Genomic DNA, 14,841 nt, shown 5'->3' on the forward strand with positions numbered 1-14,841 from the left:
CGCTGCCTCTCCGTCGCGGCGCAACCAAAGAACAACCGATGACACCGAACGCGATCAAGAAGGACGTCCTTGCCGGCAAGACCGTCGCCGGTGCGATGGTGTTCGAGTTCTTCTCGCCGGGCATGTCGAGCATCCTGGCCAATGCGGGTTGCAAGTTCGTGCTCTATGACATGGAGCACACCGGCCTGGGCTACGAGACGCTGAAGTGGCTCTTTGCGTCGTGCCGTGGCCTGCCGATCGAGCCGATGGTGCGCGTGCCGAGAGGGGAGTACACATGGCTCGCGCGGGCGCTCGACCTGGGTGCGCGCGGCGTGATGATCCCGATGGTCGAGTCGGCCGAACAGGCGCGGTCCATCGTCGAGGCGTGCCGCTATCCGCCGGTCGGCCGGCGCGGGGCGGCATTCGGCTTCGCGCAGTGCGACTACCTCGGCGGCGATGTCGGGCAGAAGATCGCGCAGGCCAACGAGCGCACGACGGTCATCGCGCAGATCGAGACGGAGCGCGGGCTCGAGGATGTCGAGGCGATCGCGGCAGTCGACGGCATCGACGTGCTCTGGGTCGGCCACTTCGACCTCTCGAATTTCATGGGCATCCCGGGGCAGTTCCAGGACCCGCGCTTCGACGCCGCGATGCGCAGGGTGGCCGAGGTCGCGCGACGGCATGGCAAGGCGGCCGGCTTCATGGCGACCGACCCGGCCTGGATCGACCGGGCGCGCGACATGGGCTTCACGATGCTTGCCGCGGGCACCGACAGCGGCTTGTTGCAGCAGGCTTTTGCCGGCCTCGTCGAGCAGATCAACGGCCGCCCAGGAGATCGCCATGTTTGATCTGACAAGCAAGATCGCACTCGTCACCGGCGCCTCGCGCGGGCTCGGCTGGGCGATGGCGCAATCGCTGGCAAGCGCCGGAGCCCACGTCGTGCTGAACGCTCGCGACGGTGCTGCCCTCGCAGAGCGGACTTCAGAGCTGCAAGCGAAAGGGCTCTTCGGCGAGGCGGCCGCGTTCGACGTCAACGACTCGGACGCCGCCGAAGCCTGCGTGGCCGACATCGTCGCGCGCCACGGGCAACTCGACATCCTGGTCGCGAACGCCGGCATCAACCACCGTTCTCCGATCGGCAGCTTCGAGCGCGACGACTTCGAGCGCGTGATGGGCACCAACCTCACATCCGTCTGGGTGCTGTGCAAGGCCGCGGCCAAGGCGATGGCGCCGCGGCGCGCCGGCCGCATCATCATGACCGGCTCGATCAGCGCCCTCAATGCGCGTCCCACGATCTCGGCCTACGTCGCCAGCAAGGGCGCAGTGCATGCGTTGACCCGGCAACTTGCCGTGGAACTGGCGCCCGACCAGATCACCGTCAACTGCATCGCGCCGGGCTTCTTCGCCACCGAGATGAACACGCCCCTGCTGGCCGACGAAAAGTTCAACGACTGGGTCTGCAAGCGAACCCCGGCCGGGCGCTGGGGCCGCTTGCAGGAGATCGGCCCGGCGGCGGTGTTCCTGGCCTCGGACGAGGCTTCGTACGTCACCGGTCTGGTGATGCCGGTGGATGGCGGCTTCACCGCCGCGATGTGAACAACGGGAGAACTTCCCCATGAGTGAATTCCGGGTCGGTATCACCCCTGATGTCCTCGGCTCCAACGGCGAGCCGATCTTCGGCCGCGAGGTGCTCGGCCTGCTGGACGCGGACGGCATCACGTGGGAATACATGGCGAAGGAGGAGGGCGGCGTCGTCACGCCCGCCCAGGCGGCGCGCTACGACGCGATCTGCGCAATGCTGACCCGGGTCAGGGCCGAAAGCCTTTCAGGGCCGGACCGCCGCCTGAAGTTGATCGCGCGCTTCGGCGTCGGCTACGACACCATCGATGTGCCCGCATGCACGGCCGCCGGTGTCCTGCTGACCATCGCCCCGGACGGCGTGCGCCGCCCGGTCGCCACCTCGGCGCTGACCTTCGTGCTGATGCTCGCCCAGAAGGTGCTCATCAAGGACCGCCTCACCCGCACCGGACGCTGGAGCGAGAAGCTGGACCACATCGGCACCGGCCTCACCGGGCGCACCCTGGGCTCGATCGGCCTGGGCAACATCGGCGCCGAGCTGTTCCGGCTGGCTCGGCCGCTGGAGATGAACGGGATCGCCCACGACCCGTTCGCCGATCCGGCCCTGGCTGCATCGTTGGGCGTGCGTCTGGTCGACATGGAGACGCTCTTTCGCGAATCCGACTTCCTCGCCGTGAACTGTCCACTCAGCGATGCGACCCGCGGGCTGGTCAGCGCCCGCCTGCTCGGACTGATGAAGCCGACCGCCTTCCTCATCAACACCGCGCGCGGACCCATCGTCGACGAGCGCGCGCTCCATGATGCGCTGGCGAATGGCCGGCTGGCCGGTGCCGGCCTCGATGTGTTCGAGGAGGAACCGACGCCGGTTTCGAATCCGCTGCTGCAGTTCGACAACGTCATCGCCACGCCGCACGGCATCTGCTTCACCGACGAGTGCATGCGGCGCCTGGCGGAGAGTGCCTTCAGGGCCGTGCTGGACGTGGCCGGCGGGCGGACGCCGCCCTATGTGGTCAACCCATAGGCCCCTCGCACCGCCCCGTTCTCCATTCCCGATGAGCCTCCTCGCCAATCACGGCGTCGCGGCCCGATGCCGCCGCGGATAATCGGCCGCTTTCCACGGCCGGCCCCGGGCCTTGCCCCTCGCGACGGTCCCATCACCCACCGCGACCCGGCCTCATCCACGAAGAGACACCCATGATCCGCAAGTTGTTCGGCGCCCTCGCCCTCGCGCTCGCCTTCACCGCCGCGCAGGCCCAGCCCTTTCCGTCCAAGCCCATCCACCTGATCGTTCCGTTCCCGCCGGGTGGGGGCACCGACATCCTGTCGCGCCTGGTCGCCACAAAGCTCACCGAGGTGGCCAAGTGGACCGTGGTGCCCGACAACCGCGCCGGCGCGGGCGGCACCATCGGCATCGCGGAGGCTGCGCGCGCGCCGCACACCGGCTACGAGATGGTGATGGGGCAGAAGGACAACATGGTCGTCGCGCCCTGGCTCTACAAGGGCCTCAGCTACGACCCGACGAAAGACCTCGTCGCCGTGGCGCACGTGGCCTACACGCCGGTGGTCATCGTGACCCGCAACGAATCGAAGTTCAAGACGCTCAAGGACGTGGTCACGGCCGCACGCGCCGCGCCCGACAGCATCACCTACGGCTCGCCCGGCAACGGCACCACCATCCACCTCGCGGGCGAGATCTTCGGCCGCGCCGCCGACGTCAAGCTGCGCCACGTGCCGTACAAGGGCTCGAACCCGGCCATGATGGACGTGCTGGCCGGGAACGTGGACCTGATGGTGTCCTCGCTGCCCTCGGCAATGGCCCAGATCAAGTCCGGCAAGCTGCGTGCATTGGCCGTGACCTCCGCCAAGCGCAGCAGCTCCCTGCCCGAGGTGCCGACCGTCGCCGAATCGGGCTACAAGGGCTTCGACGTCAGCACCTGGTACGGCCTCTTCATGCCGGCCGGCACGCCCAAGGACATCGTGGCCACCGTCAACACGGAGGTCAACAAGCTGCTGGCCTCGCCCGAGATGAAGGCCGCCATCATTGCCCAGGGTGCGGAGCCGGAAAGCATGACGACCGAACAGTTCGGCACGCTGCTGAAGACTGACTACCTGGCGTGGCGCGACATCGTCAAGGCGTCCGGCGCGACGATCGAATAGGCCACTTTTGTTCGCGGTTCAGCCCGCGATCGAATACCCGCCATCCACCGGTATCGCCGTACCGGTGATGAAGTCCGAAGCCGCACTCGCCAGGAACACCGCGATGCCCGCGAGATGTTCCGGCTGCCCCCACTTGCCGACCGGCGTGCGCGCCACCACGCGCTCGTAAAGCCCGGCCACCTGCGCCCGCGCACCCTCGGTCAACTCGGTCTCGATCCACCCCGGCAGCACCGCGTTCACCTGGATCCCATCGACCGCCCACGAGGCAGCCATCGATTTGGTCAGCTGCACGATGCCGCCCTTGCTCGCCGCATACGCCGGCGCGAAGGACGCGCCGAAGATCGACATCATCGAACCGATGTTGATGATCTTGCCGCCGCCCGCGGCCTTGAAATGCGGATAGGCCGCGCGGCTGCAGAGGAAGGCGCTGGTGAGGTTGGTGTCCATCACCTGGTTCCACTCGGCCAGTTCAAGTCGCTCCACCGGCTTGCGGATGTTGGTGCCCGCGTTGTTGACCAGGATGTCGAGCCGACCGCAGCGCTGGACCACCTCGGCCATCAGCGCCGTCACCGAAGCCTCGTCCTTCACGTCCGCGGCCACCGCGAAGGCATCGCTGCCCAGCGCCTTCAACGCCTCGACCGCCGCCGCCGATTTCTGCGCATTTCGCGCCGCGATCACCACGCGCGCCCCGGCCTGCGCCAGCCCCTTCGCCATGCCGAGCCCGATGCCCCCGTTGCCGCCCGTGACGAGCGCGACCTTGCCTGCCAGATCGAACATCCGGCGAGTCAGAGAATCCGGTTGAACCAGAACAGCGACAACCCCGCCGACAGCAGCGCCAGCGCAGCCGCCGCCATCGCGAACAGGGCAGAGACTTCCGTCTCCTTCTTCTCCACCGTCAGCCGCGTGCTCAGCGTGTCGTACACCTTCTTCAGGTCCGCCGCCGTGCCGGCATAGAAGTAGTCCGCAGACGTCTTGTTGGCCACGGCCTTCAGCGTCTCTTCGTCAAGGCGCACGCGCATCGACCATCCTTCGAAGCCGATCGTCTCGCCGTCCACGGTGCCCACGCCCACCGTGTACACGCGCACGCCGCGTTCGGCCGCGGCCTTGGCGGCATCGAGCGGATCGACGCCAGTGGTGCGCTGGCCGTCGGTCAGCATGATGATCGCGGCCGAGGTGTAGGAGCCCGGCGCCACCGGCGTGAAGGGCTTGGGGCCGCCTTCCTTGCCGGCCTGGTCGATCGAGTTGCCGCGCTGCTTGCTCTGCGGGCCGAACTGCGACACGTCGATGCCCGCGTCCGGGAACAACGTGGCCAGCGACACCACGATCGCATTGCCCGTGGCGGTGGCGCGTTGCAACTGGAAGGCATCGATGGCGGTCACCAGGTCTTCGCGATTCACGGTCGGCAGCTGCGCCACCTGCGCGCTGCCGGCAAAGGCCACGATGCCCACCTTCACGTTGCGCGGCAGATCCTTGATGAAGCCCTTGGCCGCCTCCTGCGCCGCCACGAGCCGGTTCGGGAGCACGTCGGTCGCGCGCATGCTGCCCGACACGTCCATCGCCAGGATGATGGTCTGCTGGTTGGTCGGCAGCATCACCACCGCCAGCGGGCGAGCCGCCGCGATCAGCAGCGCCACCATCGCCAGCAGAAACAGGAAGGGCGGCACATGGCGCTTGATGCTCTGCCCCGCGCCCATCGCCTCGCGCACGATCGACAGGCTCGCATAGCGGATCGCAAGCTTTTTCTTGCGCCGCATCAGCCACACATAGAGCAACACCAACACCGGCACTGCGGCCAGCAACCAGAGGAACTGTGGCCAAAGGAAAGTCATGCTGCCACCACCTTCACGTTACCCGCGCCATTGCGCACGCGGCGCTTGCGCATGTCTGCAAAGCGCACGATCGATTCGACCAGGTCATCCGAGGTCGACAACTCCAGCGCATCGACGCCGGCCTTGGCCAGCGCAGCGCGCAGGACAGCCTCACGTTCGGCCGCGATGCGGGCGAAGCGCTTGCGAAAGCCCGCATCATGCGTGTCCACCCACAACTGCTCGCCGGTCTCGGCATCGGTCAAGGGCACCAGGCCGAGGTCGGGCAGGTTGAGTTCCAGCGGGTCGTACAGCCGCACCGCCAGCACCTCGTGCCGCTGCGCGAGATGGCCCAAGGGCTTCTCCCAGCCGGGTTCGCTGAGGAAGTCGGACACCACGAAGACCGTGGACCGACGCGGCATCAATGTCGCGGCCGAACTCAGCATCTTCGCCAGCCGCGTCATGCCCTTGTCATTGCGCAATTCGGCCGCGCGCCGCTCCATCGAATGCAGCAGGTGCAGCACATGGCGCCGCCCGCTGCGCGGCGGGATCACGGCTTCGAGGTCGTTGCCGTAGACCAGCGCGCCGACGCGATTCCCGTGCCGCGTCAACAAGCGCGCCAGCACGCCGACGAAGCCGGCCGACATCTCGCGCTTGGCCTTCTCGCCCGAACCGAAATCGACCGAGCGGCTCAGGTCGAGGATGAACCACGCGGCCATCTCGCGGTCTTCGGTGAATACGCGCACATGCGGCACCTGAAGGCGCGCCGTGACGTTCCAGTCGATGTGGCGCACGTCGTCATGGTGCTGGTATTCGCGCAGGTCGGCCAGGTCGAGGCCGGTGCCACGCATCAGCGTGCGGTAGTCGCCTTGCAGCAGTCCGTCCAGGCGGCGAATCACGGTCCATTCGAGCCGGCGCAGCGCGCGCTCCGCCCCCATCGCCGGCGGCGCGTCATTGGCCGCTTGGTCAGTCGGGGGACTTTTGCGCCACCAGCTTTTCATGGCGGGTCCGATCTCAGGCTGCTTGTTGCTGCTGCTCGTGTTCGAGCGGCTTCGGTGGGGCGGGTACGGCCCGCATGATCTTGTCGACCAGGCTGTCCGGCGTCATGCCTTCCGACAGACCTTCGTAGGACAGCGTCACGCGATGGCGCAGCACGTCGGGCACCAGCGCGGTCATGTCCTCTGGCAGCGCATAGCTGCGTCCACGCAGCAGCGCCAATGCGCGTGCGCCTTCTGTCAGATTGATGCTGGCACGCGGGCTGGCGCCGAAGGTGATGTAGCGGCGGATGTCCTTCAACCCGTGCTTCTCCGGCGTGCGCGTGGCCGACACCAGCTTCACCGCGTAGGTGATCAGCGACGGGTCCACATACACGCGGCGCGCCTCGGCCTGCAACATCGCCAACTGCTCGGTGGTGGCCACCGGCTGAGCCGTCACCGGCGGTCCGATCACGCGCTCCACGATCACGAATTCCTCCTCGTCGCTCGGGTAGTCGACCAGCACCTTCATCATGAAACGATCGACCTGCGCCTCGGGCAGCGGATAGGTGCCTTCGGTCTCGATCGGGTTCTGCGTCGCCATCACGAGGAAGGGGCTCGGCACCTTGTGGGTCTCGCCGGCGATGGTCACCTGGCGCTCCTGCATCACTTCGAGCAGCGCGCTCTGCACCTTGGCCGGTGCGCGGTTGATTTCATCGGCCAGCAGCAGGTTGGTGAACACCGGCCCCAGCGAGGTGCTGAAGTCGCCGGTCTTCTGGTTGTAGATGCGCGTGCCCACGAGGTCGGCCGGCACCAGGTCGGGCGTGAACTGGATGCGCTTGAACTGGCCCTGCACCGTGTCGGCCAGCGTCTTCACGGTGAGCGTCTTGGCCAGGCCCGGCACGCCCTCCACCAGCAAGTGCCCGCCCGCGAGCATCCCGACCATCACGCGCTCCAGGAAGCGGTCCTGCCCCACGACCACGCGCTTGACCTGGTAGAGGATCTGTTCCATCAACTCGGCGGTATTGCTCTCGGTGCTCATGCTGTTGCTCGCCTTTCAGAAGGGTGAAGTGCCGACGGCCGACGCCGCGTTCTCGATGGGCACCGCAAAACCGATGCCGATGAATGTGCGCGCCTGCGTCGGGTTCAGGATGGCGGTGACGATGCCGAGCACCTCGCCGTCCATATTGACCAGCGGCCCGCCCGAATTGCCGGGATTGGCCGCGGCGTCGAACTGGATCAGGTTGCTCAATTCCTGCTTGCCCTCCGGCGAGCGGAACGCGCGCTTCAGGCCGGACACGACGCCCGCGGAAACGGACGGCCCGATGCCGAATGGAAAGCCCACTGCCACCACCTGGTCGCCCGATTGCAGGTCGTCGGTGGAACGCATGGTGGCGGGAATCAGGTCGTCCGGGATCTTCTTGGCCTGCAGCACCGCCAGGTCGTTCTCCGGTTGCACGCTGACCACGGCGGCGTCGGCCTCGAGCCCGTCGTAGAAGGTGACCTTGATCTTTTCCGAGCCGGCGACCACGTGCAGGTTGGTCAGGATCAGGCCCTTGTCGACGATCACCACGCCGGTGCCGACGCCGCGCTCGACTTCGCCGGGCGGGTCGGGCGCCTCCGGCGGCTTGCCCTTGGCCAGGTTGCGGCCGCGCTTCTCGGTCTTGGCCTCGGGCGTCGCCTTTTCAGGGCCGTAGCCGACCACGCGTACCACGGAGGGACGGATGATTTCGGCCGCCTTGGCGGCCGGGGAGGGCAGGGTGTTGGTCTGCAGCGTGCGCAGGACGGCCGAATCGATGTCCTTCTGCGTCAGCTTCTGAGGGGTATGGCGACCGCCGTACCAATAAGACCCGCTGACCAGGCAGGCGCTCAGCAGCACCAGCACCGCGAAACTCCATGCGCCGGGCTTCCAGCGGGCCTTGGGCGGGGGGGCAGCGGCCACCGCCGCCGCGTCGGCGCCGGGCGCATCGGCAGCGGCTGGCTCGCCTGCGGATTCGGGCGCAGCGCGTGGCGAACTGCTGTAGAGGGCGGGCCTGCGCATTGATACACCTCCGGCAAAGATGATGCGTGGAAGGTTTCACGGTAGCACGCTTTGTGCCGCCGTGCATCCCTTCGGGCATCATGGTGCGATGGCCGCCTACATCGACACCCACTGCCACCTCGACGCGCCCGAGTTCGGCACCGAGATGCCGGCCGTTCGCGCCCGAGCCGCGCGCGCGGGGGTGGGCCTGTGTGTCATTCCGGCCGTGGCGTCCTTCAATTTCGACACAGTGCGCGAACTGGCGCAACGCCAGGGCGACGCCTACGCGCTGGGCATCCATCCGCTGTGCACCGGACAGGCGAGCGAGGCTGATCTCGAGACACTGGCCGGCGAATTGCAGGCGCGCCATGACGATCCGCGCCTGGTGGCGGTTGGGGAAATCGGCCTCGACTTCTTTGTGGAGGGGCTCGACGCCGAAAAACAGGCGCATTTCTTTCACACCCAGTTGCAGTTGGCGCGGCGGCACGACTTGCCGGTGCTCATCCATGTGCGCCGCTCCGTCGACCAGGTGCTGAAGCATCTGAGGCTGGCCGGCGGCCCTGGGGCGCGCTGGCACGGCATCGCGCATGCCTTCAACGGCAGCGAACAGCAGGCGCGCGCCTGCATCGCGCTGGGGCTGAAGCTCGGCTTCGGCGGGGCGCTGACCTTCGAGCGGGCGCTGCAGTTGCGCCGGCTGGCCGCTACCTTGCCTCTGGAGTCCATCGTGCTGGAGACGGATGCGCCCGACATTCCGCCGCATTGGCTCTACCGGACGCAGGCGGAGCGCGCGGAGGGCCATCCGCAGGGCCGCAACGAGCCTGCCGAAGTGCCGAGGATCGCCGCCGAACTGGCCGCGCTGCGGGGCATCGAGACGGATGCGCTGGCGCTCGCCACCACCCGAAACGCGCTGGACGCACTGCCTCGTCTGCAAATCCTGACGTGCTCGTCAGGCTTCGCGCCGGCGCCCGGGTAGGCCAAGTGCCCGATTTGCGACAGACGGGTTACAAGGCCGGTGTTTGGTGTCATCCTCGGGTTCTCGGGGATCGTTGCTGCGAGGTGGCAACCGTCACGTCCGCTGAGATCCAACATTGAAGGAGTTACTGAAATGAACATGCTCAACATCCGCCTGTTGCCCGCGGCACTCGTCCTGGCCGTTGCATCGGTGTGCGTACCGGCCGGCGCGCAGACGGCGGCCACGCCGAGCACCACCGAAAAGGTCGAGGACGCCAGCAAGAAGGCCTGGGACGCCACGAAGAGCGGCACCGAAAAGGCCGTGGACGCCACCAAGGAAGGCAGCGTCAAGGCCTACGACGCGACCAAGAAGGGCACCGTGAAGGCCTACGACGCGACCAAGGAGGGCACGGTCAAGGCCTACGACGCCACCAAGAGCGGAACCAAGAAGGCCTACAACTCGACCAAGTCCGGTACCAAGAAGGCCTGGAACAAGACCAAGTCGACGACGGCCAAGGGCTGGGACGCGACCAAGAGCACGACCGCCAAGGGCTGGGATGCCACGAAGTCGGGCACGAGCAAGGCGGTGGATGCGACCAAGTCGGGCACCAGCAAGGCGGTGGATGCCACGGGCAATGCCCTGGATGCCACCGGCAAGGCGGTGAGCAATGCCGGTACGGCGGCTGCCGATGCCACGCGCAAGGTCGGCGACAAGATCGGTTCGGAGCTTCCGGCTCAAAAGCCTTGAGCCTCGACTCTGCGCAACGAATGAACAAGGCCCGCCATGCGGGCCTTTTCTATTGGGGCTGCGGCACCGCCGGCGGCACGATGCTGCGCCGCACGATCGGCGTTTCCGGCGTCGGATAGCCGGCCGCGCCAAAGGTCTGCACGATGGCACGGTGGGTGTCGAAGTAGACCTGCCAATAGTTGTCGGTATGGGTATAGGGCCGCACGGCCAGCAGCGGACCCTCCGGCGTGAACTGCAGGATCTCCACATCCGGCGGCTGGTCCGGGGAGATATTGGGCACCTTGGCGACCGCCGCCTTCAACAGGTCAATGGCCTGGTGCACGTCCACGCCGTTGGCCACCTTGGCCGTCACGTCGACGCGCCGGAACTTGAGGCGGCTGAAGTTCTGGATGTTGTCGGACAGCACCTTGTTGTTGCCGACGACGACGATCGTGTTGTCGGGCGTGATGATGGTGGTGCCGAACAGGCCCAACTCGCTGACCGTGCCATTGACCCCGCCGATGGTCACGTAGTCGCCCACGCCATAGGGCCGCAGCACCTGCAGGAACACTCCCGCCGCAAAGTGCGTGAGCAGGCCGCCCCAGGCCGTACCGATGGCAAGGCCCGCGCCCGCAAGAAGCACGGCAAAGGACGTGGTCTTGATGCCGAACATGTCCAGGATCGACAGGATCAGCAGGATGTTCAGCAGCACGCCGACGATCGAGACGATGTAGTTGCTCAGCGTGGCATCCATGCGCTTGCCGCGATCCAGCGCCTTGCCCAGCAGCTTCTGCGCAAGCTGGATCAGCCAGCGCCCGATCCCCCAGGCAACGATGGCCCCGATGACTTTCAGGCCAAAATCCACGCCTTGCGTCGTCAGGAACAACCAGATCGCTTCCGTATTCATCATGTCCTACTCCTCGAGGGCGCCGAACTCGGCGGGCCGGCAGACGTCATGAACAAGCTGGCAGCAGGACGCGACGACGAGGCCGGTGCCATGCTCACGGGGCTGGCGCCGCTGGTCTCGACCAACACCGCCATCCTCATCTTAGGGAGCTTTCCCGGGGCGCGGTCAATAGCGCGTCAGCAGTACTATGCGCACCCGCAAAACCACTTCTGGAAAATCCTGCAGGCCGTCTGGCCCAAGGATCCCTTGCCTGATGACGGCGCCGATGGCTATGCGAAGCGCGGCGCCTGGCTGCTCGACCGCGGCCTGGGCCTGTGGGACGTCTACGGCGCCTGCCGCCGCGAAGGCAGCCTCGACACCGCGATCCGCGACGCTGTCGTCAACGACATCGCCGGCCTTGAACTGCCCCGGCTCGCCGCCATCGCCCACAACGGCGGCGAGAGCTTTCGCCATTCCCGCCACACATCGCAACTCGGCGTGCCCGTCTACAAGCTGCCCTCCACCAGCCCGGCCAACGCGAGCTGGAGCTTCCAGCGCAAACTCGATGCCTGGCGCGAAGTGTTCGTGCGCCACGGCATCGCCAAAGATCGTTCATGAAACCCAAAGCCATCGACCTGCCCGAAGTCAATTTCTCCGACTGGGGCGACATCCGCTACCTGCACCTGGGCACCGAATGGGTGCAGGGCTCGATGAAGCTCGATGCGCCCTACGAGATCGAGTTGGAGTACGTGCAGCGCATGATGGCCTGGCTGCTGTTCGTCGAGTCATCGAGCGTGGTCAACCGCCATGCGATGCAGCTCGGCCTCGGCGCCGCCACGCTCACCAAGTTCAGCCGCAAGACCCTGCGCATGCGCACCACGGCGATCGAACTCAACCCGCAGGTGGTCGCGGCCTGCCGTGGCTGGTTCAAGCTGCCGGCCGACGATGCGAAGCTGCGCGTCGTCATCGCCGATGCCGGCGTTGAAATCCGCAAGCCGCAGTGGCTCGGCACCGTCGACGCGCTGCAGGTCGACCTGTACGACCATGAAGCCGCCGCACCCGTGCTGGACAGCGAGGACTTCTACGCCGATTGCCGCGCCTTGCTCACCGAGGACGGCGCGATGACGGTCAACCTGTTCGGCCGCTCGTCCAGCTACGCGCGCAGCCTGGAGCAGATCGTCAATGTCTTCGGCGCCGACGCCGTCTGGGCCTTCAAGCCGACGCGCGAAGGCAACACCGTGGTGCTCGCGCATCGCACGCCGCAACATCCGAAGCGTCCGGTGCTTGCCGAGCGCGCCCAAACCATCCAGACTCGCTGGCGCTTGCCCGCCACCAAATGGCTGCGGGTGTTCAAGGCATTGAATCCATGAGCGCAGTTACGCCGTTGCATCCTTCCAATCCCGCACGTCCCGCCTACGAAGGCCCGCTCGAACTGCGCCAGCTCATCGAATGGCTGGCGGTGGACGGCGTCATCTCGCGCGACGAAGCCAAGCGCACCATCGCGCGCTGCGCCCAGGCCGAGAGCAAGCAGGCGCCCATGGTGCGGCTGGCCAATGTCGCGATGACGCGCGAGCAGGACGGCAAGCCGCTGGACCTGGAAATGCTGACCCAATGGCTGGCCGGTCGCGCCGGCCTGGCCTACCTGCGCATCGACCCGCTCAAGGTCGACGTGGGCAAGGTGGCCGACACCATGAGCGCCGCCTATGCCGAGCGCCACAAGGTGCTGCCGGTGCAGGTCTCGCCAACCGAACTGGTGGTCGCCACGGCCGAGCCCTTCATCACCGACTGGGTGCCCGAAGTCGAGCGCCAGGCCCGCCGCACGGTGCGCCGCGTGGTCGCCAACCCGGCCGACATCCTGCGCTATCGGGCCGAGTTCTTCGCGCTGGCCAAGTCGGTGCGGGCCGCGCAGAAGGCCGGCAGCGGCGGCGCGAGTGCCAGCGCCAGCTTCGAGCAACTGGTCGAGCTCGGCAAGAGCAACAAGCAACTCGACGCCAACGACCAGAGCGTGGTGCAGGTGGTCGATTGGCTCTGGCAATACGCCTTCGACCAGCGCGCGAGCGACATCCACCTGGAGCCGCGCCGCGAGCAGGGCGTGATCCGCTTCCGCATCGACGGCGTGCTGCATCCGGCCTACCAGATGCCGATGGGCGTGATGAATGCGATGGTCGCGCGCATCAAGCTGCTCGGCCGCATGGACGTGGTCGAGAAACGCCGCCCGCTCGACGGCCGCATCAAGACCCGCAACATGCGCGGCGACGAAGTCGAAATGCGCCTGTCGACCTTGCCGACCGCCTTCGGCGAGAAGATGGTGATGCGGATCTTCGACCCCGACACCGCGGTGAAGGATCTCGACGCACTCGGCTTCGCGCAGCACGATGCGCAGCGCTGGCAGCAACTCGTCACGCGGCCGCACGGCATCATCCTCGTGACCGGCCCGACCGGCTCCGGCAAGACCACCACGCTCTACTCGACGCTCAAGCGGGTCGCGACCGAGGAGGTCAACGTCAGCACCATCGAGGACCCGATCGAGATGATCGAGCCCTCCTTCAACCAGACGCAGGCGCAGCCGCAACTCGACTTCGGTTTCACCGAGGGCTTGCGCGCCCTGATGCGGCAGGACCCGGACATCATCATGGTCGGCGAGATCCGCGACCTGGCCACCGCCGACATGGCGGTGCAGGCCGCGCTCACCGGCCACCTGGTGTTCAGCACGCTGCACACCAACGATGCGCCCAGCGCCATCACGCGGCTCATGGAGCTGGGCGTGCCGTCCTATCTCATCAACGCCGTGATGCTCGGGGTGCTGGCCCAGCGCCTGGTGCGTACCTTGTGCCCGCATTGCAAGAAGCCCGACGAGTCGATGACGCGCGAGAAGCTCGCCGAATTCGTCACGCCCTGGCAGATCAGCGGCTCGGTGCGCGCCTGCAAGGCGGTCGGCTGCGTCGACTGCCGCATGACCGGCTACATGGGGCGCATGGGCCTGTACGAACTGCTCACCATCAGCGAGACCTTCAAGGGGCTGGTCAACAAGGAGCCCAACCTCCAAGGCCTGCGCCGCCAGGCCGTGGCCGACGGCATGCGTCCCTTGCGACTGGCCGGTGCGCTGCGCGTCGCCGAGGGCGTGACCACCATCGAGGAAGTGCTGGCAGCCACGCCGCCCCTGGAGTGAGTGCACGCTCGGGGTAATCCCTAGCCCCTCGGTTAGTGAAATCCACATCGAACTGACGGGAGGCTGACTCGACAATGTCCACTCGATTCATTCGAGGAGACTGTTCGTGAAAATCAAGAGTCAGAAAGACTTCTTTTCTGGGCTGATGTTTGCCGTCATGGGGGTGGCATTCGCATGGGGGGCCAGTACCTACAACGTCGGCAACGGCGCGCGCATGGGACCGGGCTACTTTCCGTTGATGCTGGGCATCGTCATGGCCTTGATCGGCCTTGTCATCATGTTCACCAGCATGACGGCGGAGACCGAAGGCGGCGATCCCATCGGCTCGTGGGCCTGGAAGCAGATCATCTACATCATCGGCGCCAACCTCGCGTTCGGCGTGTTGCTCGGCGGCTTGCCGAGCATCGGCATCCCGGCCATGGGGCTGATCATCGCGATCTATGCGCTGGTCCTCATCGCCAGCCTGGCCGGCCATGAGTTCAACCTGAAGAAGGTGCTGATCCTCGCCACCGTGCTGGCCATCGGCAGCTACATCGCATTCATCTGGGCCCTCAAGCTCCAGATCCAGGTCTGGCCGACCTTCATCACGGGTTGA

Annotated in this window: 16 protein-coding genes; 10 read left to right on the forward strand and 6 right to left on the reverse strand. The window is 66.8% G+C overall.

Translation table 11 applies throughout. The features are described from left to right. The first annotated feature begins 38 nt into the window (after positions 1–38). The 4 genes from WKW79_RS15585 to WKW79_RS15600 all read left to right on the forward strand — a co-directional run bounded on the left by WKW79_RS15585 (position 39) and on the right by WKW79_RS15600 (position 3,714). Positions 39–827 (forward strand): HpcH/HpaI aldolase family protein, encoded by a 789-nt coding sequence (locus tag WKW79_RS15585; RefSeq protein WP_340336084.1) that lies wholly within the window; start codon positions 39–41, stop codon positions 825–827. Further along, the gene (locus WKW79_RS15590; RefSeq protein ID WP_340336085.1) at positions 820–1,575 is read left to right on the forward strand and encodes an SDR family NAD(P)-dependent oxidoreductase; all 756 of its coding nucleotides are present in this window, start codon (positions 820–822) and stop codon (positions 1,573–1,575) included. Before WKW79_RS15585 ends, WKW79_RS15590 begins: the two co-directional genes overlap by 8 nt. Before the next feature lie 19 nt (positions 1,576–1,594). Next, on the forward strand, positions 1,595–2,578 hold the full coding sequence (locus WKW79_RS15595) for an NAD(P)-dependent oxidoreductase (protein WP_340336086.1): 984 nt from the start codon (positions 1,595–1,597) through the stop codon (positions 2,576–2,578). Between the two features lie 173 nt (positions 2,579–2,751). Next, complete coding sequence (locus WKW79_RS15600) at positions 2,752–3,714, forward strand: Bug family tripartite tricarboxylate transporter substrate binding protein (protein WP_340336087.1); 963 nt, start codon at positions 2,752–2,754, stop codon at positions 3,712–3,714. A gap of 18 nt (positions 3,715–3,732) precedes the next feature. Here the strand turns inward: WKW79_RS15600 and WKW79_RS15605 are convergent, their stop codons facing one another. From WKW79_RS15605 to WKW79_RS15625, 5 genes are read right to left on the reverse strand one after another with little or no spacing between them, the layout of a single operon-like run. Then, complete coding sequence (locus WKW79_RS15605; RefSeq protein ID WP_340336088.1) at positions 3,733–4,491, reverse strand: SDR family NAD(P)-dependent oxidoreductase; 759 nt, start codon at positions 4,489–4,491, stop codon at positions 3,733–3,735. An 8-nt stretch (positions 4,492–4,499) separates the two neighbouring features. Beyond that, positions 4,500–5,543, reverse strand: a complete 1,044-nt coding sequence (locus WKW79_RS15610) for a VWA domain-containing protein (protein ID WP_340336089.1) — start codon at positions 5,541–5,543, stop codon at positions 4,500–4,502. Next, positions 5,540–6,520, reverse strand: a complete 981-nt coding sequence (locus WKW79_RS15615; RefSeq protein WP_340336090.1) for a DUF58 domain-containing protein — start codon at positions 6,518–6,520, stop codon at positions 5,540–5,542. Before WKW79_RS15615 ends, WKW79_RS15610 begins: the two co-directional genes overlap by 4 nt. 13 nt (positions 6,521–6,533) lie before the next feature. After that, a complete protein-coding gene (locus WKW79_RS15620) occupies positions 6,534–7,535 on the reverse strand; it encodes an AAA family ATPase (RefSeq protein ID WP_340336091.1) in 1,002 nt (333 codons plus the stop codon). Positions 7,536–7,550: 15 nt separating this feature from the next. Next, positions 7,551–8,534: a S1C family serine protease gene (locus tag WKW79_RS15625; RefSeq protein ID WP_340336092.1), complete on the reverse strand. Its 984-nt coding sequence runs from the start codon at positions 8,532–8,534 to the stop codon at positions 7,551–7,553. A gap of 88 nt (positions 8,535–8,622) precedes the next feature. Here WKW79_RS15625 and WKW79_RS15630 point away from each other — a divergent pair, with 88 nt between their 5' ends. Further along, a complete protein-coding gene (locus WKW79_RS15630; RefSeq protein ID WP_340336093.1) occupies positions 8,623–9,486 on the forward strand; it encodes a TatD family hydrolase in 864 nt (287 codons plus the stop codon). Between the two features lie 132 nt (positions 9,487–9,618). After that, on the forward strand, positions 9,619–10,212 hold the full coding sequence (locus WKW79_RS15635; RefSeq protein WP_340336094.1) for a hypothetical protein: 594 nt from the start codon (positions 9,619–9,621) through the stop codon (positions 10,210–10,212). Between the two features lie 49 nt (positions 10,213–10,261). On the opposite strand, the gene WKW79_RS15640 is transcribed toward WKW79_RS15635, so the two are convergent. After that, complete coding sequence (locus WKW79_RS15640; protein WP_340336413.1) at positions 10,262–11,098, reverse strand: mechanosensitive ion channel family protein; 837 nt, start codon at positions 11,096–11,098, stop codon at positions 10,262–10,264. A gap of 48 nt (positions 11,099–11,146) precedes the next feature. Here WKW79_RS15640 and WKW79_RS15645 point away from each other — a divergent pair, with 48 nt between their 5' ends. From WKW79_RS15645 to WKW79_RS15660, 4 genes are all read left to right on the forward strand, one after another. After that, entirely contained in the window at positions 11,147–11,695 is a 549-nt protein-coding gene (locus WKW79_RS15645; RefSeq protein ID WP_340336095.1) for a DNA-deoxyinosine glycosylase, read from the forward strand. Continuing rightward, positions 11,692–12,447 carry a class I SAM-dependent methyltransferase gene (locus WKW79_RS15650; RefSeq protein WP_340336096.1) on the forward strand — a complete coding sequence of 252 codons (756 nt, stop codon included), beginning with the start codon at positions 11,692–11,694 and terminating at the stop codon, positions 12,445–12,447. The genes WKW79_RS15645 and WKW79_RS15650 overlap by 4 nt, the downstream gene beginning before the upstream one ends. Then, complete coding sequence (tfpB, locus tag WKW79_RS15655; protein WP_340336097.1) at positions 12,444–14,246, forward strand: type IV pilus assembly ATPase TfpB; 1,803 nt, start codon at positions 12,444–12,446, stop codon at positions 14,244–14,246. The genes WKW79_RS15650 and tfpB overlap by 4 nt, the downstream gene beginning before the upstream one ends. A gap of 106 nt (positions 14,247–14,352) precedes the next feature. Further along, positions 14,353–14,841 carry a tripartite tricarboxylate transporter TctB family protein gene (locus WKW79_RS15660; protein ID WP_340336098.1) on the forward strand — a complete coding sequence of 163 codons (489 nt, stop codon included), beginning with the start codon at positions 14,353–14,355 and terminating at the stop codon, positions 14,839–14,841.

The sequence above is a fragment of the Variovorax robiniae genome, from assembly GCF_037889955.1.
Classification (GTDB): Bacteria; Pseudomonadota; Gammaproteobacteria; order Burkholderiales; family Burkholderiaceae_C; genus Variovorax; species Variovorax robiniae.